17 protein-coding genes and 3 pseudogenes are annotated in these 19,892 nt (G+C 73.2%); 9 read left to right on the plus strand and 11 right to left on the minus strand.

Translation table 11 applies throughout. From position 1 onward, the window contains the following. The first annotated feature begins 92 nt into the window (after positions 1–92). Together DEJ15_RS04815 and DEJ15_RS04820 are read left to right on the plus strand one after the other, a co-directional pair. Positions 93–1,652: a hypothetical protein gene (locus DEJ15_RS04815; protein WP_284175716.1), complete on the plus strand. Its 1,560-nt coding sequence runs from the start codon at positions 93–95 to the stop codon at positions 1,650–1,652. Positions 1,653–1,718: 66 nt separating this feature from the next. Beyond that, positions 1,719–2,363 (plus strand): HEAT repeat domain-containing protein, encoded by a 645-nt coding sequence (locus tag DEJ15_RS04820; protein ID WP_110823424.1) that lies wholly within the window; start codon positions 1,719–1,721, stop codon positions 2,361–2,363. Positions 2,364–2,516: 153 nt separating this feature from the next. On the opposite strand, the gene DEJ15_RS04825 is transcribed toward DEJ15_RS04820, so the two are convergent. Further along, on the minus strand, positions 2,517–2,786 hold the full coding sequence (locus DEJ15_RS04825; protein WP_349814812.1) for a FeoA family protein: 270 nt from the start codon (positions 2,784–2,786) through the stop codon (positions 2,517–2,519). A gap of 76 nt (positions 2,787–2,862) precedes the next feature. Then, a pseudogene (locus DEJ15_RS04830) lies at positions 2,863–3,360 on the minus strand (metal-dependent transcriptional regulator); the annotation flags it as partial. Here DEJ15_RS04830 and DEJ15_RS04835 point away from each other — a divergent pair. Further along, positions 3,248–4,162 carry a CPBP family intramembrane glutamic endopeptidase gene (locus DEJ15_RS04835; RefSeq protein WP_181420213.1) on the plus strand — a complete coding sequence of 305 codons (915 nt, stop codon included), beginning with the start codon at positions 3,248–3,250 and terminating at the stop codon, positions 4,160–4,162. The pseudogene DEJ15_RS04830 and the gene DEJ15_RS04835 sit on opposite strands and share 113 nt — an antisense overlap. A gap of 5 nt (positions 4,163–4,167) precedes the next feature. On the opposite strand, the gene DEJ15_RS04840 is transcribed toward DEJ15_RS04835, so the two are convergent. Continuing rightward, positions 4,168–4,965, minus strand: coding sequence for an HAD-IIA family hydrolase (locus DEJ15_RS04840; protein ID WP_110823427.1), 798 nt, complete (start codon positions 4,963–4,965; stop codon positions 4,168–4,170). A gap of 98 nt (positions 4,966–5,063) precedes the next feature. Between DEJ15_RS04840 and DEJ15_RS04845 the strand changes: the two genes are divergently transcribed. Together DEJ15_RS04845 and DEJ15_RS04850 are read left to right on the plus strand one after the other, a co-directional pair. Then, positions 5,064–5,741 (plus strand): TetR/AcrR family transcriptional regulator, encoded by a 678-nt coding sequence (locus tag DEJ15_RS04845; protein ID WP_181419428.1) that lies wholly within the window; start codon positions 5,064–5,066, stop codon positions 5,739–5,741. Positions 5,742–5,811: 70 nt separating this feature from the next. Further along, a pseudogene (locus tag DEJ15_RS04850) lies at positions 5,812–6,460 on the plus strand (TrmH family RNA methyltransferase). 656 nt (positions 6,461–7,116) lie between these two features. Here DEJ15_RS04850 and DEJ15_RS04855 read toward each other — a convergent pair. The 6 genes from DEJ15_RS04855 to DEJ15_RS04880 all read right to left on the minus strand — a co-directional run bounded on the left by DEJ15_RS04855 (position 7,117) and on the right by DEJ15_RS04880 (position 13,715). Then, complete coding sequence (locus DEJ15_RS04855; RefSeq protein ID WP_111060102.1) at positions 7,117–7,335, minus strand: hypothetical protein; 219 nt, start codon at positions 7,333–7,335, stop codon at positions 7,117–7,119. Position 7,336: 1 nt separating this feature from the next. Beyond that, positions 7,337–7,816 carry a hypothetical protein gene (locus tag DEJ15_RS04860; RefSeq protein ID WP_284175718.1) on the minus strand — a complete coding sequence of 160 codons (480 nt, stop codon included), beginning with the start codon at positions 7,814–7,816 and terminating at the stop codon, positions 7,337–7,339. A 384-nt stretch (positions 7,817–8,200) separates the two neighbouring features. Continuing rightward, positions 8,201–9,304: a LacI family DNA-binding transcriptional regulator gene (locus tag DEJ15_RS04865; RefSeq protein WP_284175719.1), complete on the minus strand. Its 1,104-nt coding sequence runs from the start codon at positions 9,302–9,304 to the stop codon at positions 8,201–8,203. Between the two features lie 946 nt (positions 9,305–10,250). After that, positions 10,251–13,070, minus strand: coding sequence for a YhgE/Pip family protein (locus DEJ15_RS04870; RefSeq protein ID WP_349814813.1), 2,820 nt, complete (start codon positions 13,068–13,070; stop codon positions 10,251–10,253). Continuing rightward, complete coding sequence (locus DEJ15_RS04875) at positions 13,067–13,339, minus strand: hypothetical protein (RefSeq protein ID WP_284175720.1); 273 nt, start codon at positions 13,337–13,339, stop codon at positions 13,067–13,069. Before DEJ15_RS04875 ends, DEJ15_RS04870 begins: the two co-directional genes overlap by 4 nt. Further along, positions 13,269–13,715 (minus strand): TetR/AcrR family transcriptional regulator, encoded by a 447-nt coding sequence (locus DEJ15_RS04880; RefSeq protein WP_284175721.1) that lies wholly within the window; start codon positions 13,713–13,715, stop codon positions 13,269–13,271. Before DEJ15_RS04880 ends, DEJ15_RS04875 begins: the two co-directional genes overlap by 71 nt. 148 nt (positions 13,716–13,863) lie before the next feature. On the opposite strand from DEJ15_RS04880, the gene DEJ15_RS04885 reads away from it, so the two are divergent. From DEJ15_RS04885 to DEJ15_RS04895, 3 genes are all read left to right on the plus strand, one after another. After that, positions 13,864–17,115: a S8 family serine peptidase gene (locus DEJ15_RS04885; RefSeq protein ID WP_284175722.1), complete on the plus strand. Its 3,252-nt coding sequence runs from the start codon at positions 13,864–13,866 to the stop codon at positions 17,113–17,115. Further along, entirely contained in the window at positions 17,054–17,539 is a 486-nt protein-coding gene (locus DEJ15_RS04890) for a hypothetical protein (RefSeq protein ID WP_284175723.1), read from the plus strand. The genes DEJ15_RS04885 and DEJ15_RS04890 overlap by 62 nt, the downstream gene beginning before the upstream one ends. Positions 17,540–17,677: 138 nt before the next feature. Continuing rightward, positions 17,678–17,845, plus strand: coding sequence for a hypothetical protein (locus DEJ15_RS04895; RefSeq protein ID WP_181419427.1), 168 nt, complete (start codon positions 17,678–17,680; stop codon positions 17,843–17,845). A gap of 118 nt (positions 17,846–17,963) precedes the next feature. Here DEJ15_RS04895 and DEJ15_RS04900 read toward each other — a convergent pair whose 3' ends face one another. Continuing rightward, on the minus strand, positions 17,964–18,137 hold the full coding sequence (locus DEJ15_RS04900) for an Rv0909 family putative TA system antitoxin (RefSeq protein ID WP_110823435.1): 174 nt from the start codon (positions 18,135–18,137) through the stop codon (positions 17,964–17,966). A gap of 116 nt (positions 18,138–18,253) precedes the next feature. Further along, complete coding sequence (locus DEJ15_RS04905) at positions 18,254–18,412, minus strand: hypothetical protein (protein WP_181419426.1); 159 nt, start codon at positions 18,410–18,412, stop codon at positions 18,254–18,256. A 184-nt stretch (positions 18,413–18,596) separates the two neighbouring features. On the opposite strand from DEJ15_RS04905, the pseudogene DEJ15_RS04910 reads away from it, so the two are divergent. Continuing rightward, positions 18,597–19,890 (plus strand): annotated as a pseudogene (locus tag DEJ15_RS04910) (adenylosuccinate synthase). Positions 19,891–19,892 lie beyond the last annotated feature (2 nt).

The following is a 19,892-nucleotide window of genomic DNA, read 5'->3' on the forward strand; positions in this document are numbered from 1 at the left end:
GCGTCCGTGCCGGTCGCCCCCCGCGTCGGCACCTGCCCCCCGCGTCGGCACCGGCGCCCGAGCTGGACCCCGGCGCGACCCAGGCGATCTCGATGCCCGAGGAGCTCGCGCTGCCCGGTGGCGTCGCCGGTCGGGTCCCGCCGCCCGCGGCCGTGCCGCCGGTGTCGAACGCCCCCGACCCGCGCGCGATCGTCCTGCCCACGGCCCGCTCCGACCGGGAAGCCCGCGCGGCCGAGGCCCGGGCGATCGAGGACGAGCGTCGCCGCACCGACCCGGACGGCCTCGGACGGTCGGACGTGGACTGGCTCGGACGGGTGCGGCCCGGCGCCGTGCCGTCGGCCGACCCGTCGTCGCCGGGCGTGACGCCCGTGCCGCCGGCCCTCGCCGGTGGTCCGGACGCGCAGCCGCTCGGCGTCGAGGACGTCCTGCCCGCGACCGACGAACCGCCGACCTTCACCGAGCTCCTCCGGCTGCACGACGACGTGGACGGGGCCCCGCAGGCCGACCGCCCCTTCGACTGGTCGGTCCTCGGCGAGGAGACCGGCGAGGTGCAGACCACGCTGACCCAGGACGCCTTCGACACCAACCTCGTCGCCGCCGGGTCGTGGGCCACCGGGACGACCGTTCCCGACGCTGCCTCCCACGCCGAGCCCGATCCGATCGACCCCGATCCGGTCGACGACGACCGGGCCGGCGAGCGGACGACGCCGTCGGGCGGGTCGAGCTGGTCGCTCAGCGACGAGGCCGCCCGGACCGGCGAGGTGTTCCCCGGTGACGTGACGGACGACGACAGCACGATGGCGATGCCCCTCGACCGCCACGGCGTCGACGACCACGGCGCGGGGTCCCGCGACGGTGGCCACGACGACGGCGACCTCGACGACGACCTGGACGACCCCGCCGGGACGGCTCCCACGGCCGCCTTCGCCCCGCGCTCGGCGGCTCCTGCCGTGCCGCCGTCGGTCCTCCCGTCCGTCGTGCCGCCGTCCTCCGCCACCCCGTGGTGGGAGGCGGAGGAGGACGAGTCGCCGCGGGTCGTGCCGGCGGACCACGTCCCCCCCCGCTGGTCGAACCGGGCCCGCGCACCGCACGCCGCGCACCGGAACCGCGCACACCCTCGGACGACCGCGCGGCCGGAGCCGACGGGACGACCGGCTCGGACCGCGTGCACGACCGGGACCCCGCCCCCCGAGCGGGACGGCGCCCCGTGGCGCCTCGCGCCCGAGGACATCGACCAGTCCGAGTGGCAGGGTCGCGAGACGAGTGACACCGGCGTCATCAAGGACCTGTTCGGCACCGAGGCGATCCAGCAGCTCCGTGACGCGGACGCCGCCCGTACCGAGGACACGAGCACCCGGATGATGCCCGCCGTCGCGGCGACGCCCCCGTCCGGCCAGGCGGAGTCCCGGACGACGGACGCCGACCGTGCCAACTTCATCAACGAGGGGTTCGCCCGTCTGCAGAGCGAGGGACGGCGCGGCAAGCAGCTCCTGGTCTACGGCTCCGTCGCGATCATCGTCGTGCTCCTGCTCCTCGTCCTGGTCATCACCGCCTGGATCCGTGGGAACAGCCTCGAGGAGCAGCCGGCGTCGCCGTCGAGCAGCCCCGCCGGCGCGCTGGCGGTGCACCCGCCGACGAGCGCACTCGACTGACACGCCGACCGGCGGACCGACCGCGCCGAGCCGACACCCAGGCGTGGGGAGTGGAGTGGGACGGCCATGCCGACGCTCGCTTCGACCCTGACCGATCCCCGACCCGCCGTCCGTCTCCGGGCGGTGATGGCCGCCGGGACGACCCCGACCGTGGACGAACTCGACGTCCTCGTCGCGCAGTGCGCGGTCGAGCCGGACCTGCAGGTGCGGGAGATGCTCACGTGGGCGTTGGTGCGCCTCCCGGCCGCGGTGGTCGTCCCGCGGCTGCTCCCGGAACTCGAGCGCCCCGAGGCGCAGGCCCGGAGCCAAGCGCTGCACACGCTCTCGAAGATCCGCGACGGCTCCGTGTACCCGCAGGTCGCGGAGCGGCTGTCCGACCTCGACCCGGGTGTCGCCAGGACCGCGTGGCGTGCTGCCGTCCTGCTCGCGCCCGAGTCCGAGCGGCCGGAGCTCGCGAAGACGCTCGCCGTGCAACTCGGCCACGGTGACGAGGAGACCCGGCTGGCGCTGAGCCGGGCGATCGCCGGGCTCGGGTCCGAGGTCGCCGGGCCGGTCCTCGCCGTCGCGGCGGAGCACCGGAACGCCGCGGTGCGGGAGCACGCGGCCGAGACGGTCCGGCTGCTCGAGGACCCGGACGCGGGGTCGGCGCTGGCGCTCGCGCGGGCGCGCCGTGAGGTCGCCCTCGGCCGGACGCGTTCCGCGAAGGGCTGACCGCCGGCGGCGGCAGTGCTGGCGGGGCAGCGCTGGGGGGTTCCATGACCCGCCGTGGCCCTGCCCCCCGCGGTTCCGGCATTCGCGCATCTCGGGCGCGGAGATGCGCGGATTCCGGAACCTCGGGGTGGGGGGGTCGGGCGCGGCGTGCCGTCAGTGCGGCGCGTCGGGCGTCAGCCAGATGGCGGTCGCCGCGGCGGCCGGGAGGTCCACCAGCGCCTCCGCCCCGCCGGCGTCACGGCGCGCGACCGCCACCACCCCCGCGTAGTCGCGCACCTGTTCCACGCGGAGGTGCGTGCCGAGCCCGACCCCGAGTTCGTCGAAGTACCGCAGCAGCGCCGGGTCGTCGTCCGACACCCGGCCGACGGTCCCGCAGACGCCGGGGTCGACGGTCCCGAGCAGCGCGCCGGGCGTGTCCGGCACGACCCCCCTCGGCGCTCGGGATCGGGTCGCCGTGCGGGTCGTGCGTCGGGTGGCCGAGGTCGGCGTCCACCCGGTCGAGGAACGTCTCCGACACGGCGTGCTCGAGCGCCTCCGCCTCGGTGTGCACCTCGTCCCAGGAGTACCCGAGCCGTTCGACCAGGAACGTCTCGATGAGGCGGTGCCGACGGACCATCGCCACCGCGGCCTGCCGACCGAGCGGGGTGAGCACGACGCCGCGGTACGGGGTGTGCTCGATGAGGCCGTCGCGGTCGAGCTTCCGGAGGTTGCCCGACACGGTCGACGCCGAGACGTGCAGGGCCGCCGCGATGTCCCGGGTGGCGAGGCCGTCGTCGCCGCGCTCGCCGGCCTTCCAGACGAGCTTGACGTAGTCCTCGGCCATCGTGCTGAGCGAGGGCAGGCGCATGCGCCAATGGTACGGCTGCTCCTGGTACAACCGGGAGGTGACCTCCGTCCAGCCTCCCGCCGTCCGACGTCGCCGTCGCGGGTGGTGGCCGGTCCCGCCGTCGCTGCTGGTCGGGCTCGCCCCGCTGGTCGTGTTCGCCGTGGTGAGCATCGTGCGCTCGCGCCCGAGCGACGACTACCCGGCGCTCGGCCGCACGGTCGACAGCGTGGTGCGCGACCTCGTCGTCCCCGAGGCGGTCGTCGCGGGCATCCTGGCGCTGGTCGTCACCGCGCTCGGGTGGTGGCGGATCGCGACGGTCGACCCGGCGCGGGGCGGACCGCGGTGGACGATGGTGGCGCCGCTCCTCGTCCTGGCGGTGTGCCTCGGTCGGCTCCCGCTCCTCGACTGGGGTGGGAAGAGCCTGCGGTACTTCCTGCTCCTCGCGCTCGGGGTCCTGCTGGTCGGTGTCGTCGAGGAGCTGATGACCCGCGGCGTGCTGCTCGTCGGACTCCGCCGACGCCTGCCCGAGATCGGGGTGTGGGCGCTCTCGTGCGTGCTGTTCGGGCTGCTCCACTTCCTGAACGTCCTGTCCGGCGCCCCGGTGGCCACGACCGTCCTGCAGGTGGTGTTCGCCACCTCGTTCGGGTCGGTGCTGTACCTGGCCCGGCGCCTGAGCGGCAACCTGCTGGCCCCGGTGCTGCTGCACGCCTTCTGGGACTTCGGCGCGATCGGCGTCAGCGCCTCCGCGCCGGGGTCGGTCGACGTCCTGCTCGTCGGACTGCTCGGCCTCGCCACGATCGCGGTGCTGCTGCTCGGCGTCGTCGCCGGCGGGCTCGTCGCGTGGCGGGACGACCGGGGCCGGCGCCTGCGCCGCCGGTGGCGGACCGTACCGCCCCTGGGAGCCGCCGCGGTGCGCGGTCCGGACACGGGCCTCCCGGCCGGAGCGGACGCCCCGGTCGAACTGGCCGGCTGACCGGTCTAGATCTCCACCTCGTACGGCTCGGTGTGCAGGAGCTCGTGCACGCCGGAGATGACCTCGCTCGGGCGGAACGGGTACTTGTCGATCTCGGCCTGGTCGCTGATGCCCGTCATGACGAGCACGGTGTGGAGGCCCGCCTCGATGCCGGCCTGCACGTCGGTGTCCATCCGGTCGCCGATCATGCCGGTGTTCTCGGAGTGCGCGCCGATCCGGTTCATCGCCGAGCGGAACATCATCGGGTTCGGCTTGCCCACCACGTAGGGCTGCTTGCCGGTGGCCTTCTCGATCATCGCGGCGATCGCGCCCGTGGCCGGCAGGACGCCCTCGGCGCTCGGGCCCGTGGCGTCCGGGTTCGTCACGATGAAGCGCGCCCCGTCGCGGATCAGGCGGACGGCCTTCGTGATCGCCTCGAACGAGTAGTTCCGGGTCTCGCCGACGACGACGTAGTCCGGTGCCGTCTCGGTCATGATGAACCCGGCCTCGTGCAGGGCGGTCGTCATGCCGGCCTCGCCGATGACGAACGCCGAGCCCTCCGGCATCTGCGACGCGCAGAAGTCCGCGGTCGCCAGGGCTGAGGTCCAGATCCGCTCCTCGGGGACGTGCAGCCCGGACTGGCGGAGTCGCGCGCTGAGGTCACGCGGCGTGAAGATCGAGTTGTTCGTCAGGACGAGGAACTCGGTGCCCTGGTCCTGCCACTGCCGGATCAACTCCGGGGCGCCGGGGAGCGCCTGGTTCTCATGGACGAGCACGCCGTCCATGTCCGTCAGCCAGCACTCGACCTCGTCGCGGGATGCCATGCGGCCAGCGTAGTGGGCGGACCCGGTCGGAATCCCGAAGTGCCCTAGGCTTTCAGGGCGCGTTCCCGTACGCGTACCGGAAGCGTCAGGAGGAAGCCGTGCTCGTCGACCAGGACCCCCGTCCCAGCCCGGACGGCCCCGCAGCAGCACCTCGCCGCCGAGGCCGACCGAACGTGGTCTCACGCGACCAGGTCATCGACGCCGCCACCGTCATCGCGAACGAGGACGGCCTGGACCGCCTGTCCTTCCGAGCGCTCGGTGCGGCCCTCGGCGTCGCCCCGATGACCGTGCACCGGACGATCGGCGGCCTCAACGACCTGCACGCCGAACTCGTCCGTCGGACGGTCGACGAGTTCACTGCCACGTTCGTCTGGCCCGAGGACTGGCGCGCCGTGGTCCGGGTCTTCGCCACCACCTTCCGCGACCTGCTCGTCCGACACCCGCTCGTCCTCGAGTCGCACAGCAGCCGGGCGCCGCTCGCCTCGTCGGAGTCGGACGCCGTCGTCGCGACCGTCGTCGGAGCCCTCCGCTCCGCAGGGCTCTCCGAGACCGAGGCGATGTACGCGTTCTTCGTCGTCTACGACTTCGTCGTGGGCCACACCGCCGTGCAGGTCGGGCGCGGCGACTCCGAGGCCGGGCGGCCCGAGCGGCACCGGCTGGTCGGGGAGGTCCTCGGCGAGCACTCGTACGAGGCGCGCTTCGCGCTCGGGCTCGACGTGCTGCTCGGCGGCATCGAGGCGCGGGTCGCGGACGCCGGGGTGCAGGCCGCGGGCTGAGCGTCGGACGGGAGGCGCGGTGCGCGCGCCGTACGCTGGTCACGTGACCCAGGGCCTCCCGTCCGGCGACCTGCCGGAGCCGTCTCCGGCGCTCCCACCCACCCACGAGGCGACGACGCACGGGGTCGGGCCGCACCCACGGCCGTGGCCCGAGGGGCCGCAGTACGACCCGGAGCTGCTCGAACACGGGGACACCCGCAACGTCGTCGACCGCTTCCGGTACTGGTCGATGGCGGCGATCGTCGCCGACCTCGACACCCGCCGGCACGCCTTCGACGTGGCGATCGAGAACTGGCAGCACGACCTGAACATCGGCTCCATCGTGCGCAGCGCCAACGCCTTCCTGGCCGGGACCGTGCACATCATCGGTCGACGCCGCTGGAACCGCCGCGGGGCGATGGTCACCGACCGGTACCAGCACGTGCGGCACCACGAGGACGTCGCCGCGTTCCTCCGGGTCATGCGGGACGAGGGACGGCCGGTCATCGCGATCGACAACACCCCGGGGGGCGGACCGCATCGAGACCGCCGACGTGCCCGAGCGCTGCGTGTTCCTGTTCGGGCAGGAAGGGCCGGGGCTCACGGACGAGGCGGTCGCGGGCGCCGACGGGCACCTCGAGATCACGCAGTTCGGGTCGACGCGGAGCATCAACGCCTCGGCGGCTGCGGCGATCGTCATGCACAGCTGGGTCGTCCGGCACGCGGTGCTGCCGGGCTGAGGCGGGCGGGCGGGCCCGTCCCGTCGAGGCGGGCGCGCCCCGTCGAGGTTCCAGAATTCGCGCATCTCGACGTGCGAGAGCGGCGCATTGCGGAACCTGGGCGGGAGGCGCGCGGCATGTCGTGCGACCTCGGCGCGGGCCCGGCGGGCACGGGCCCGCGGGCGCGAGCCCGCGTGGTCCGCGGTCTCGAGGTCGCGCGACTCGCCGTGGCCGTTCCGTCGAGGTCGCACGAACCGCGCTTTGCGACGTGCGGGAGCGGCGGAGTGCGCGACCTGGACGGGAGGCGCGCGGCGTGTCGTGCGACCTCGGCGCGGGCCCGGTGCATGCGGGCCGGCGGGAGCGAGCCGACGCGGTCGGAGCGGTCTCGAGGTCGTGCGACTCACCGTGGCCGTCCCGTCGAGGTCGCACGAACTGCGCATCGCGACGTGCGAGAGCGGCGCATTGCGGAACCTGGGCGGGAGGCGCGCGGCATGTCGTGCGACCCCGCGCGGCCCCGGTGGGCGCGAGTCGGACGAGCCCGAGCCCGAGCCCGAGCCCGAGCCCGAGCCCGAGCCCGAGCCGGGCGGCCCGGGCACGCACTTCACGCGCGACCCGGACCGACCGCGGGCGGGATGACGACACCGAGCGGGAGCCCGGCGCCGTCACCCCCCGGGGGGTCAGGCCCGGCGGCGGCGCACCGCGGCGAAGGCGGCGAGGGCGCCACCGAGGAGCATCGCGACCAGCGCGCCGACGCCCACGCCGAGGCCGACGGGCGAGCCGGTGAACGCGAGTTCGCCGGTGCCGTTCGAGCCCGGACCGGTGCCCGGTGCGCCGGCGGCCGTGGTGCTCGTACCGGTCGGGGTCGTGCCGGGGAGCACGGTGCCGTTTGGCGTCACGTCAACGGTCGGGGTCGCGGGTGCACTCGGCGCAGGGGTGTTCGTCACCACGGCCGGGGTGGCCGGGGCGTTCGGCGTCGGGGTGTCCGTCGGCGTCGGCGTCGCGGGCGTGGTCGGGACCGCGGGCGTGCTCGGGGTGCCCGTCGGAGGGGCCGTCGGGGTCGCGGGGGGTCGTCGGTGCCGGCGTGCTCGGCGTCGGCGTCGGCGTCCCGGTCGGGGTGGGGACCGGAGGTGCGACCGTGAGGCACGCGTCGGTCGACTCGCCGGCGAACGTCTTGTCGAAGGCGTGGTCGCCGTCGCCGGACGTCACCGAGACGGACCAGGTGTGCTTGCGGGTCGTGTCGAGCGGGAACGTCGTGTCGAACGCGCTCGGCCCGAAGGTCGTGGTGCCGTGGTCGGTGTCGTCGAGGACGACGTCGACCGTCGAGTTCGCCGGGTAGTTCGCGAGCGCGACGTGCAGCTGCGTGCAGGATGCCGACACCTCGGGGGGTGTGTGCCGAGGCGACTCCGGTCACCGCGACGGCTGCGATGCCGCCGACGATGATCGAGGCCGCGGCGCCGCCGATGGTGCGGGTAAGGATGCGTGCCATGTTCTGTTCTCCAGGGATTCGGGTACTCCGAGGAGGGCCACCCGGGCAGGCGAGGCAGCATCGATCAGGACACCGTGGGCAGGGACCCACGGCGAGGGCACGGGCAGGGTGACCTGTGCGTCCGACACGAGAGGGTGCTCGTGCCGCCGGAGAGGATGCAGACGTCGGGATGAACTCGGGTGTTCCGTCCACGTGACCCCTCGGGTAGGGGTCGATCGAAGCCTAGTTCCGCTCAGGTACCAGCGCTGTCAGGATGTCCCGAAAGCGGGGATGGATCACCGACGCCCGCCTCGGGTGCACACTGTCGTCGCGGGTGCGTTCAGCGTGGGGCGGTCGTGCGGCGGGCGACGAGCCGTGGCTCGACCAGGACCTCGGTGGGGGGTCAGCCCCGGGTCCGCGATGCGTTCGAGCAGCCGCACCCCGGCGCCGCGGCCGATGTCGATGCTGCGGTCGTCGATGCTCGTCAGGCCGACGTACCGGGATGCCGCGATCGGGGTGTCGTCGTACCCGATCACCGAGATGTCCTCGGGCACGCGGAGACCTCGGTCGGCGATGGCGGACATCGCGCCCAGGGCGGTCACGTCGTTCGCGGCGAACACCGCGGTCACCTCGGGGTTCTCGTCGAGGAGGCGGTGTGTCCCGGTGAAGCCGGTCTCCTCGGTGACGTCGGCGGCCAGGACCACGGCCACCCCGGTCACGCCGGATGGCCCGGTCGCGTCGGACGGCCCGGGCACGCCGTCCGACGCCGACCCGCCAGCCCGTGCACCCGCCGCGTCGATGGCGGCTCGCCACCCCTCGAGCCGGGCGTCACTCGCCGCCGAGTGCCCACCGACGAAGCCGAGCCGCACGTGCCCGAGGTCGATGAGGTGCTCGGCCGCCATGCGCCCGCCGGCGAGGTCGTCGTTCGCAACGGTGTCCGCGCGGGCGAGCGCTGCCCGACCGCCCGCGACGACGACGGGCGTGCTCGCCGGGATCGCGAGGTCGGTGTCGGGCTCCCCGGCGATGACGAGTCCCTCGACCCGCATGGACAGGAAGCCCTCGACAGGGGAGACGTCGAGCCCGGTGTTCAGGAAGCGGTCGGCGACGACGAGTCGATGGCCCTGGTCCTGCAGCGCCTCGCGGAGGCCGGTCAGCAGGTCGACGAACCACTGGTTGCGGAAGTCATCGAGCACGACCCCGATCGTCCGGGAGCGGGTGCCGGCGAGCGACACCGCGGCGGTCGACGGCCGGTAGTCCAGCTCCTGGATCGCCGCGAGGACGGCCGCCCGACGCTGCTCGCTCACCCGCGGGGAGCGCTGCAACACGAGGGACACGAGCGACTTCGACACCCCCGCACGCGCGGCGACGTCGTAGATCGTCGCGGGCTTGGTGTTCCCCATCGTCATCCTCGACCTCCGGCTGCGCACCCGCCGGATGCGTCCTCCCGATCGTAGCGCTGTCGCGCTCCACGCCCTGCCGGGCGGCGCAGGGGCCGGAAGGCCCGGGTCGGTCCGGCCGTGCCTCCCGCCCGCCGTGGCGACCGCACCCGGGCCGGACCCAACAGCAACCAGTCCGCACCGCGGGAGTCCGTGGTGCGGACCGGTTCTCGTCGTGCGTGTCCGGTCCGCGCCGCCCTGCCAGCCGGGAGGCTCGGGGCGGGCTGGACCCGCGCCTCCTAGCCGCCGTCGCGGCCGGTCCCGTGGTCAGACACAATAGGAACCGGTCCACACCGCCGGGTTCCGTGGTTCGAACCGGTCTTTGTTGTGCGGGTCCGGCCCGCGCCTGGCCAGGCCGCGCACGAAACGGAAGCCCCGGGCGGGCAGCCCCCCGCGCCTCCTAACCGCCGTCGGGACCGGCCCCCCCAACTGACGCAACAGGAACCGGTTCGCACCGCGGAAGTCCGTGGTGCCAACCGGATCTGGTCGTGCGGGTCCGGTCCGTGCCCTCCTGCCGGGCGGGAGGCCCGGGGCGGGCTGCCCGCGCCGCCCCGCGCCTCCTGGCCGCGGTCGCGGCCGGTCCCGTGGTCAGACACAACAGGAACCGGTCCGCCCTGCGGGAGTCCGTGGTGCGGACCGGTTCTCGTCGTGCGGGTCCGGTTCGCGCCCTCCTGCGGGGCGGGAGGCCCGGGGCGGGCTGGCCGCGCCGCCCTGCCGGGCGGGAGGCCCGGGGCGGACTGGCCGCGCGCCTCCCGGCCGCCGTCGGGACCGCCCTCAACCGACGCAAGAGGAACCGGTCCGCGCCACGGGAGTCCGTGGTGCGGACCGGTTCTTGTTGTGCGGGTCCGGTCCGCGCTGGCGCGCCCGCCGCCCCCCCGCGCCCGCCGCCGCGGCGCGTGCGCCCCGCCGCCTACCCGATCAAGCTCGGCCGCAGGTCGCGCAGCGTCCGCGTCCGCGTCTGCCGCGCCGTGACGAGGTACGACACCAGCAGCGCGCCGAGCAACCAGCAGAGCAGCACGCCGGCGTCGCTCCACGCCGTGCCGAGCGAGCCACCGTACATCGTCTGCCGGATGGCGTCGACGGAGTAGGTCATCGGCAGGGCGAAGTGCAGCGCGGCGAGCGGCCCGGGCAGGGTCTGCCACGGGAACGTGCCGCCCGCGGTGACGAGCTGGATGAGCATGAGCACCAGGCCGAGGAACTGCCCGACCGACCCGAGCAGCACGTTGAGCGTCATGATGATCGCCGCGAAGGTCGCCGACGCCAGGACCATGACGCCGACCGTCCCGCCGGCGTGCACGACGTCGAGGTCGAGGGCGTACCGGACGATCAGGAAGAGCGCGGCCATCTGCACGACGCCGAGGAGCGCCGGGGTGAGCCAGCCGCCGAACACGACGCGCAGGGGTCGGCGGACGGCGGTGATGGCGCGCTTCGAGATCGGCTTGAGGATGAGGAACAGCGCGTACATGCCGATCCACGCGGCGAGCGAGATGAAGAACGGCGCGAGGCCGGCTCCGTAGTTCGAGGCCGCGGCGATGTTGTCGTCGCCGACCTTGACCGGGTCCGAGATGACGGAGGCCTGCGCGTTCCGCGACGACGCGGTCGATGCGGGGATCTTCGTCCGCCCCTTGTCCAGCTGCGACGCCAGTTCCGACGAGCCGGACTCGAGCGCGTGCACGCCGCTGGCGAGCGACTGCGCACCGTCGTCCGCCGAGGCCGCACCGGTGGCGAGCTGCGACGCTCCAGAGGACAGCTGCGGGGCGGCGTCGGCCAGCCGGTGCGTGCCCGCGGCCACCTGTGCCGCGCCGGTCGACAGCGTCGAGGCGCCGTCCGCGGCGGTGGCGATGCCGGACGACAGCTGCGGGGCGGCGTCGGCCAGTGCTGCCGCGCCGTCTGACACCTGGCGGGCACCGGCGCTGAGCGTGTCGATCTGCTGCGTCGTCGCACCGAGCTGCTGTTTCGCGTCCGCTCCGGCGCTGTTCGCCCGGTCGACGGCCGAGGTGACGGTGGCGGTCAGGGCCTGCTGCTGCTCCGGCGTCAGGGTGACGCCCTCGGGCAGGTTCGCGGTGATGTCCTGCAGGACGGCGTCCGCGTCGACGGGCTGGATCGCCTGCACGGTCGTGTTCGCCTCGTCGACGCGGGCGGCGAGTTCGGCGTTGCCGGCCGCGACCTGCGCGGCACCGTCGGCGAGCTGCCGCGTCTGGTCCGGCAGCGCGGCGGTCTGCTGCTGCGCCGACCGGAGGCCCGTGGCCAGGGACGCCGCCCCGGTCGCGACCTGCTGCGCGCCCGAGTCGAGCTGCGCCGTCTGTGACGGCAGTGCAGCCGTGCTGGCCGCCAGGGTCCCGGCGCCGGAGGCCAGTTCCGCGGTGCCGTCCTCGAGCCTGTCCGCCCCGTTCGCGGCCTTCGTCGCGCCGGATGCGAGCTCGCCGGCACCGTCGACCGCGTCCCCGAGGCTGTCCCGCACGTCCGCGAGCCCGACGAGCAGGGTGGTCGCCGCTTCCTTCCCGACGCGTTCGGCGACGGCCGTCCGCATGGTCTTGCCGGCCTGCTCCGCGATGGTGGAGGCGAGGTAGGAGTTCGTGTCGGCCGTGGTCATGACGAGTTCGGCGCGCTCCGGGTGGTCGGACTGCGCGGAGGCCAGGGACGCGGAGAAGTCGTGCGGGATCGTGACGACGAAGTCGTACGTGCCGTCGCGCACGCCGGAGCGGGCGTCGGCCGCGGTGGTCTCGGTCCAGTCGAAGTCGTGGCTGTCGACGGCCTCCTTCGCGACGTCCTTCCCGTAGTCGACGCGCTCGCCGTCGAGGGTGGCCCCGGCGTCCTGGTCGACGATCGCGGCCGGGATCTGGTCGAGCTTGGCGTAGGGGTCGCGGTTGGCCCAGAGGTAGGCGCCGCCGTACAGCAGCGGGACGCACATGAGGGCGATGAACGCCAGGCGGGCGAGCGGGGTGGCGGTCAGGCGCGCGAGTTCGGCGCGGACGAGCGAGGGGATGGTCACGAGCGGGTCTCCAGGGGAGCGGGTGCGTCGGTGGTGTCGGTGGGTTCGGTCGGGAGGCCCGTCGAGGCGTCCTCGGTCCGGGTCGCGTCCTCGGGACCCTCGGTGGTGGTGTCCGCCGCGTCGCCGCGGTCGGTGATGGTGTCGAGCAGGGCGGTTGCCGTCTCCGCCGCGGCCTTGGACGTGACGAGCACGACGGTCACCCCGCGGCGCGCGACGTCCCGGACGACGGCGAACCAGTCGGCGACCGCACCGCCGTGCCGCTCGGGCGAGGTGATGACGAGTCCGGTGACGTCGGGCCGCAGGAGCGCGAGCTCGGCGAGCAGTCGGACGCGGGCGTCGGTCGGGACCCGCTGCACGGGGGGTGTCGGACCAGTGCGTCATCCCGAGCTCCTCGAGCACCGTGGCGACGTCCGCGCGGGAGGGCCGTCGGCCGGCGAACGCGAGCTCCTCGTGCACGATCTGCTTGAGGGTCATCACCGGGAACGGCTCGGCGACGCCGGGGGTGTCGACGAGGGCGAACGCGCGACGGACGGCCGCGGGGTCGTCGTGTCCGTCGAGGAGCACTTGCCCGGTGTCGGGCTTCATCCGCCCTCCGGCGACGAGCGAGGCGAGCACGGGTGCCTGTTCGGTCTCGACCGCGACGACGCCCGGGTGGCCGGGGCCGGCGACGGCGCTGACCACGGGGAGCTCGGCTCCGGGTCCGGTGCCGATGCCGACGGCGGCGAGTTCGAGCGTCATGCGTGGTCCTCCGGGACGGGCGTGTGGGTGGGGAGTGCGAGCAGTGCCGTGCGCCAGTCGATGCCCGCCATGCCGAGGGCGGAGACCACGACCATGCGGCGGCCGGCGTCGTCGGACGTGCCGGACCGTGCGGCCTCATCGAGGACGGCCAGGCAGGCACCCTCGACGAGTCGACCGAGCGTCTCGGCGTCGACGTCGTCACGCAGCGTGCCGTCCGCGATGCCGAGGGCGCACGCGTCCCGGACCTGCGCACGCAGTGGGGCGAACACGGTGGCGACGGTCTCGACCAGGGGGGCCGCGGACGGCGATGACCGCCATCGACCGGACGTGCGAGACCTCGGTCCAGAGGGCCACGGCGATCGCGGCCAGACGGGAGGCCGGGGGCAGCCCGGCGAAGGCGGCTCGGCTCGGCATCGCGGCGAGGATGCGCTCGGCTCCGCCCGTCACGACCTCGCGCACGAGGTCGTCCCGGGAGGGGAAGTGTCCGTAGACCGCACGCCGGGACAGTCCGGCGTGCGCGGCGATCGCCTCGAGTGACGCGTCCGGATCGGCCTGCAGGAGCGTCCGCGCGGCCTGGACGAGGGCGGCGCGGTTCTCGGTCGCGTCCCGTCGTGGCGCGCGTGTGGGCCGATCGGTGGTGGTCATGCACTCAGCGTAATAACGTGCACACGCCTGTGCAACTTCGAGTGACCACAGGGTCTGTCCCCTGAACTGCCGACTCCCCGTCCTGAGAAGGACCACATAGCTTCATCGGAACTTCACCCGAACGTCGGACTCATCAGGAGTGTGCTGCGTGCCCCGAGCGACACCGCCCAACAACCCCTCTCGTCGGTACCGCGCTCCGCGGCTGCTGACCTCGATCGTCGCGGTGGCGGCACTGGCCTGCGGCGGACTCGCCGTGGGTGGTGCGGCCTCGGCGGCACCGGCCTCCGTCCCCGCTGCGGCCGACCTCAAGCTCTCCGCGCCGTTGCGGAACGCGAAGCCCACGAAGACCGTCAGCGCGTTCGTCCGCACCACCGGTGCCGGCGCACTCGAGGTCGACGCCGCGGCGAAGGGCGGCGACCTCACCCGGTCGAAGCGGCCCTCCTCCGCAGCGCAGAGCCGTGTGGAGACCATCGAGTCGACCGTCGCGAAGGTGCGGGCAGCAGTGAAGGCCGCGGACCCGGAGGCCACCGAGCTGTACGCGACCGAGTACACGGTCCCGGGCATCGCCGTCGTCGCGGACGTCGCCGCCCTGGCCGAGATCGCGGAGCGCTCCGACGTCGAGAGCATCGTGGCGCTGACGCCGAAGAAGGTCGTCGAGCCGACGGTCAACGAGGACGCCGGTGCAGCCCCGTCCGGCGTCGACCCCGACGCCGTCCGTCCCGGTGCGGAGGGCGTCAGCCCGAAGAACGCCGCGAGCGACCTGTACACCCGGGCCTACGACGCCTGGACCGCGACCGGTCACACCGGCGAGGGCGTCAACATCGCCGTGCTCGACACCGGCCTCGACTACACGCAGGCCGACTTCGGCGGACCCGGCACGACCGCGGCCTACCAGGACGCCCTCGCCAGCACGGGTGCGCCGGCCTCCAGCTGGTACGACCCGTCGAAGTTCCTCGGCGGCTACGACTTCGCGGGTCCCACGTACAACGCGGACCCGAGCACCGCGGCCTACCAGCCCGTCCCGCAGCCGGACGCGAACCCGATCGACGGCAAGGGCGGCGACCACGGCACGCACGTCGCCGGTACTGCAGCCGGGTACGGCCTCGACGCCGACAAGACCACCTTCCGCGGCGACTACTCCTCGCTGACGCAGCAGCAGGTGCAGGACATGTGGGTGGGTCCGGGCAGCGCGCCCGAGGCCGGCCTCTACGCCCTCAAGGTCTTCGGTGACGGCGGCGGCTCGACCGACTTGACCGGTGCCGCGCTCGACTGGGTGGGCCAGGCGCTCACCGAGGGCAAGGACATCAACGTCATCAACCTGTCGCTCGGGTCGGACTACGGCGCGACCGACGACCCGGACAACGCGAAGATCGACGCCCTGACCGACCGCGGCGTGCTGCCGGTGATCGCGTCCGGCAACGCCGACGACTTCACCGACGTGGGCGGCGCACCGGGCACCGCCGAAGGGGCCCTCACGGTCGCAGCGGCCGCCGCCGGGCAGAGCCTGTACGACGGCGTCCAGGTGACCGAACCGGCCGACCTCGCGAAGACGTACCGGTCGCAGTACTCCTCGAGCTACCAGGGCACGCTCCCCGTCGAGGGTGACGTGTTCGTCCCGACGGTCGACGTCGACGGGTGCTCGCCCTTCACGGGTGACGAGGCCGCTGCGCTGAAGGGCAAGGTGGCGTGGCTGAAGTGGACCGACGGCGCGCTCGAGTGCGGCTCGAAGGTCCGGTTCGACAACGTCCAGGCCGCCGGTGGTGTCGGCGTGCTCCTCGCCGGCACGATCGACATCTTCGACTCGGGCATCGCGGGCAACGCGACCATCCCGGGTGCCGAGCTGACCGCGGACAGTGCTGCGAGCCTCCAGGCCGCTGCGAAGGCGGGCACCCTGCACGTGCGCTTCGCCCAGGAGCTCAAGGGCTTCGACATCGCCCGCGGGCAGGAGACCACCAACACCCTCGCGCCGTTCACCAGCCGTGGCGTCCACGGTTCGGTCGACGACATCGTCAAGCCGGACATCGCCGGCCCGGGCGTCAACGTCATCTCCGCCGCGAACGGCACCGGTGACGGTCGCATGTCGATGAGCGGGACCTCGATGGCCACGCCGCACGTCGCCGGTGTCGCCGCCCTGACGTTCGAGGCCCACCCGGGCTGGAGCGCGCCGGAGGTGAAGGCGGCGCTGATGAACACCGCGACCTCCGACGTCCAGCAGAGCGCGACCGACGACCAGCTGGCCACGCTGCTCCGACAGGGCACCGGCCGCGTCGACGCCCTGCAGGCGGTCCAGGACACCACCACGGTCCGCAGCCAGGAGAACGACGACCTCGTCACGGCGTCCTTCGGGGTCGTCGAGGTGAGCGGCCCGACGACCGCGAAGCGCAGCCTGCTGGTGCGCAACACGGCCGACGTCGCACACACCTACTCGGTGGCCTACGAGTCCCGGATCGCGAAGTCCGGCGTCGCCTTCTCGCTCAGCGCGACGACGGTCACCGTCCCGGCGAACGGCACCGCCACGGTCACCCTGACCATGACGGTCGCCGACCCGACGCTGCTGCGCAAGACGATCGACCCGACGCAGGAGCAGACCCAGCAGGGCTACCCGCGTGAGTTCGTCTCGGCGGCCACCGGCCTGGTGACCTTCACGCCGGCCGCGGCCGACGTGACGCCGCTCCGCCTCGGTGTGTACGCCGCGCCGAAGCCGGTCAGCGCCGTGCACGGTGACGACGTCACCTTCACGGGTACGTCGAAGTCGAGCACCATCGCGCTCAGCGGGACCGGCCTCGCCCAGGGCACCGGTGCATCGCGGTACTCGGCCCTCGCGGCACCGTTCGTCCTCGGTGCCACCGACCCGAAGGAGGCCTTCCCGGCCGGTTCGGCGCAGCAGTCCCTCGCGGCCGCTGACGTCCGGGCCTTCGGCGCCAGCTCGACGGCCGTCGGCCTGGCGGACAAGTCGCAGGGCGTCGTGTCCTTCGGTGTCCAGACACAGGGTCCGGACGCCAACCCGGGTGCCGTCACCAACGTCGAGGTCCTCATCGACACGAACCGGGACGGCGAGCCGGACTTCCTGACCTACGACGCGAAGTCCTCGGTGGTCGACGCGACGTTCGTCACGACGGTGGACCTCAACGACCCGAAGCAGAAGACGGTCGACACCTGGCCGCTCAACGTCGACGAGACGCAGGACACGAACACGTTCGACTCCGCCGTCAAGGTGCTCCCCCGTGTCGCTCTCGGCGCTCGGGTACACCGCGACGTCGACGAAGGCCGCGTTCGACTACCAGGTCGTCACCGAGTCGGCGTACGCGCCGGGTGCGGCGACCACCGGGTCCTCGGTCGTGGACGAGACGAAGACGGTCACCTTCGACGCCTTCGCACCGGCGCTGTCCTTCACCCGTGACGGTGTCTCGACGCCGCTGTTCGCCGACGACTACGCCATCCGGGTCAACCGCCCGGCGTCGACCACGAACGCGAAGGTCCTCCTGCTGCACCTGCACAACGCGGTCGGGGACCAGGCCGAGGTGCTGACTGCGAACGCCGTGCAGCCGACGCTCGCACTGCGGTCGGGCAGCAAGGCCAGCGTCGGTGGATCGTGGAAGGTCGGACGGACCATCACCGCGAAGCCGGGTGAGTGGAACGCCAGCGGCGTCACCTTCACGTACCAGTGGTCGCGGGGCGGCACGGCCATCCCGGGTGCGACCAAGGCGACCTACACGACGACGACGAAGGACGTCGGGCAGCGCCTGACGGTCACCGTCACGGCGAAGAAGTCCGGGTACACGAGCGGGACGACGACCGCACTGTCCGGGCGCATCTACAAGTAGCGCGCGGTAGCACGAGGACGGAGCGGGTGGCCCACGGGCTGCCCGCTCCGTTCGTCGTCCGTCCGCATCCCCGCGCGAGCAGTGCGCGTACGGGACAGGTAGTTAGACGAACTAGGTAGTTGGTGGGAGTGTTGGTGCATGCGAACGAACACCCTGGTGCAGCTCCGACAGAACCCCATGGAGTGGCGTCGACGTGGGCTCACCCCGCCGGACGTCATCCGGGCGATGGTCGAGGAGCGGCTGGCCGAGCCGGGCCACACCCAGCCGATCGGCGACCCGTCCTACGCGGACTTCTTCCGGGGCTGACGCCCCGACTGCTGCGGGGCGCCTGACGCACCGCGGAACAGACGGGAGGCCCGGTACCAGCTGGTACCGGGCCTCCCGTCGTGCTCGGCGCGGGTGCGCCGTCGGTGACGTGACCGGCTCAGTTGCCGATCTTGCCGTCTGCGGCGTTCTCCGCCTTGTCGATCTGGTCGCCGTGGCTCCCGCCGGTGGCCTTGTCGGCTGCGCCGGCGGCCTTGTCGAGGCCGGCGTCGGTCGCCTTCTCGCCCTTGTCGCTGTTCGCGAAGTCCTTGGCCTTGTCGCTGAGGTCGCTCATGGTGTTCCTTCCGTTCGTCGGATCACTGACCGGTCCACCGTGCTCCGGTGGCCATCCGTCCGCGTTCAGGCGTCGTCACCGATCAGGCGTCATCGCCGGTCAGGCGTCATCGCCCGTCAGGCGTCGGGGCGCTCCTCGGCGGCCTCGCGCCCGCGGTCGGTCTCGGGCATGACGTCCTGCGGCGCACCCTCGACGGAACCGATGCCGCCGTCGGTGAGGTCCTCGGCCTGCTGGCTGTCGAGCAGGCGGCTCATGTCGTCGATCGGGTCGCTCATGGTGGTTCCTCTCGTCGGTGTGGATCCTGCATCGGATCGTGTCCGTCCAAGCGTGCTCCGTGCCCGGGGCGTCCTCCACAGGGACCGTCCGGCCGGTGACGCGGAGGTGACCAGCCGATAGACTCGGGTGGACCACCGGCCCGGACGGCCGTGTGCGGTCCTCCGCCAACGTGAGGAGAACCAGATGCCCGCAGCAGTCATCATCGGCGCCCAGTGGGGCGACGAGGGCAAGGGGAAGGCCACCGACCTCCTCGGTTCCCGCATCGACTACGTCGTCAAGTTCAACGGCGGCAACAACGCCGGGCACACGGTCGTCGTCGGCGGCGAGAAGTACGCGCTGCACCTGCTGCCCTCCGGCATCCTCACCCCGGGCGTCACCCCGATCATCGGCAACGGCGTCGTCGTCGACATCGAGGTCCTGTTCCAGGAGCTCGACGCGCTGAAGGCCCGCGGGGTCGACGTGTCGAAGCTCCGCGTCTCCGCGAACGCCCACGTCATCACGCACTACCACCGCACCATCGACAAGGTGACCGAGCGCTTCCTCGGCAAGCGCCAGATCGGCACCACCGGTCGCGGCATCGGCCCGACGTACGCGGACAAGATCAACCGCGTCGGCATCCGCATCCAGGACATCTTCGACGAGAACATCCTGCGGCAGAAGGTGGAAGCCGCCCTCGACCAGAAGAACCACCTGCTCGTCAAGGTCTTCAACCGGCGCGCGATCGACGCGGAAGAGGTCGTCGAGTCGCTGCTGTCCTACGCGGACCGCCTCCGGCCGATGGTCGCCGACACCGCGCTCGAGATCCACCGGGCGCTCGAGCGCGGCGAGACCGTCCTGTTCGAGGCCGGTCAGGCCACCATGCTCGACGTCGACCACGGCACGTACCCGTTCGTGACGTCGTCCTCCGCCACCGCCGGCGGTGCCGCGACCGGTTCCGGCATCGGCCCGGGCAAGCTCGAGCGCATCATCGGGATCGTCAAGGCGTACACGACCCGTGTCGGCGCCGGCCCGTTCCCGACCGAGCTGTTCGACGAGTCGGGGGGAGTTCCTCCGCGCGAACGGCTTCGAGTTCGGCACGACGACCGGGCGCCCGCGGCGCTGCGGCTGGTACGACGCCCCGATCGCCCGCTACACGGCCCGCATCAACGGCGTGACGGACTTCGTGCTCACGAAGCTCGACGTCCTGACCGGTCTCGAGACCATCCCGGTGTGCGTCGCCTACGAGGTCGACGGTGTGCGCGTGGACGAGGTCCCGGTGTCCCAGTCCGACTTCCACCACGCGAAGCCCGTCTACGAGGAGTTCCCCGGCTGGTCCGAGGACATCACGGGCGCGCGCTCGTTCGAGGACCTGCCGAAGAACGCCCAGGACTACGTGCTCGCGGTCGAGGCGATGTCCGGTGCCCGGATCTCGGCGATCGGCGTCGGACCCGGTCGTGACGCGATCGTCGTCCGGCACGACCTGCTCGGCCAGGGCTGAGC

The organism is Curtobacterium sp. MCJR17_043 (assembly GCF_003224315.2).
Lineage (GTDB): Bacteria > Actinomycetota > Actinomycetes > Actinomycetales > Microbacteriaceae > Curtobacterium.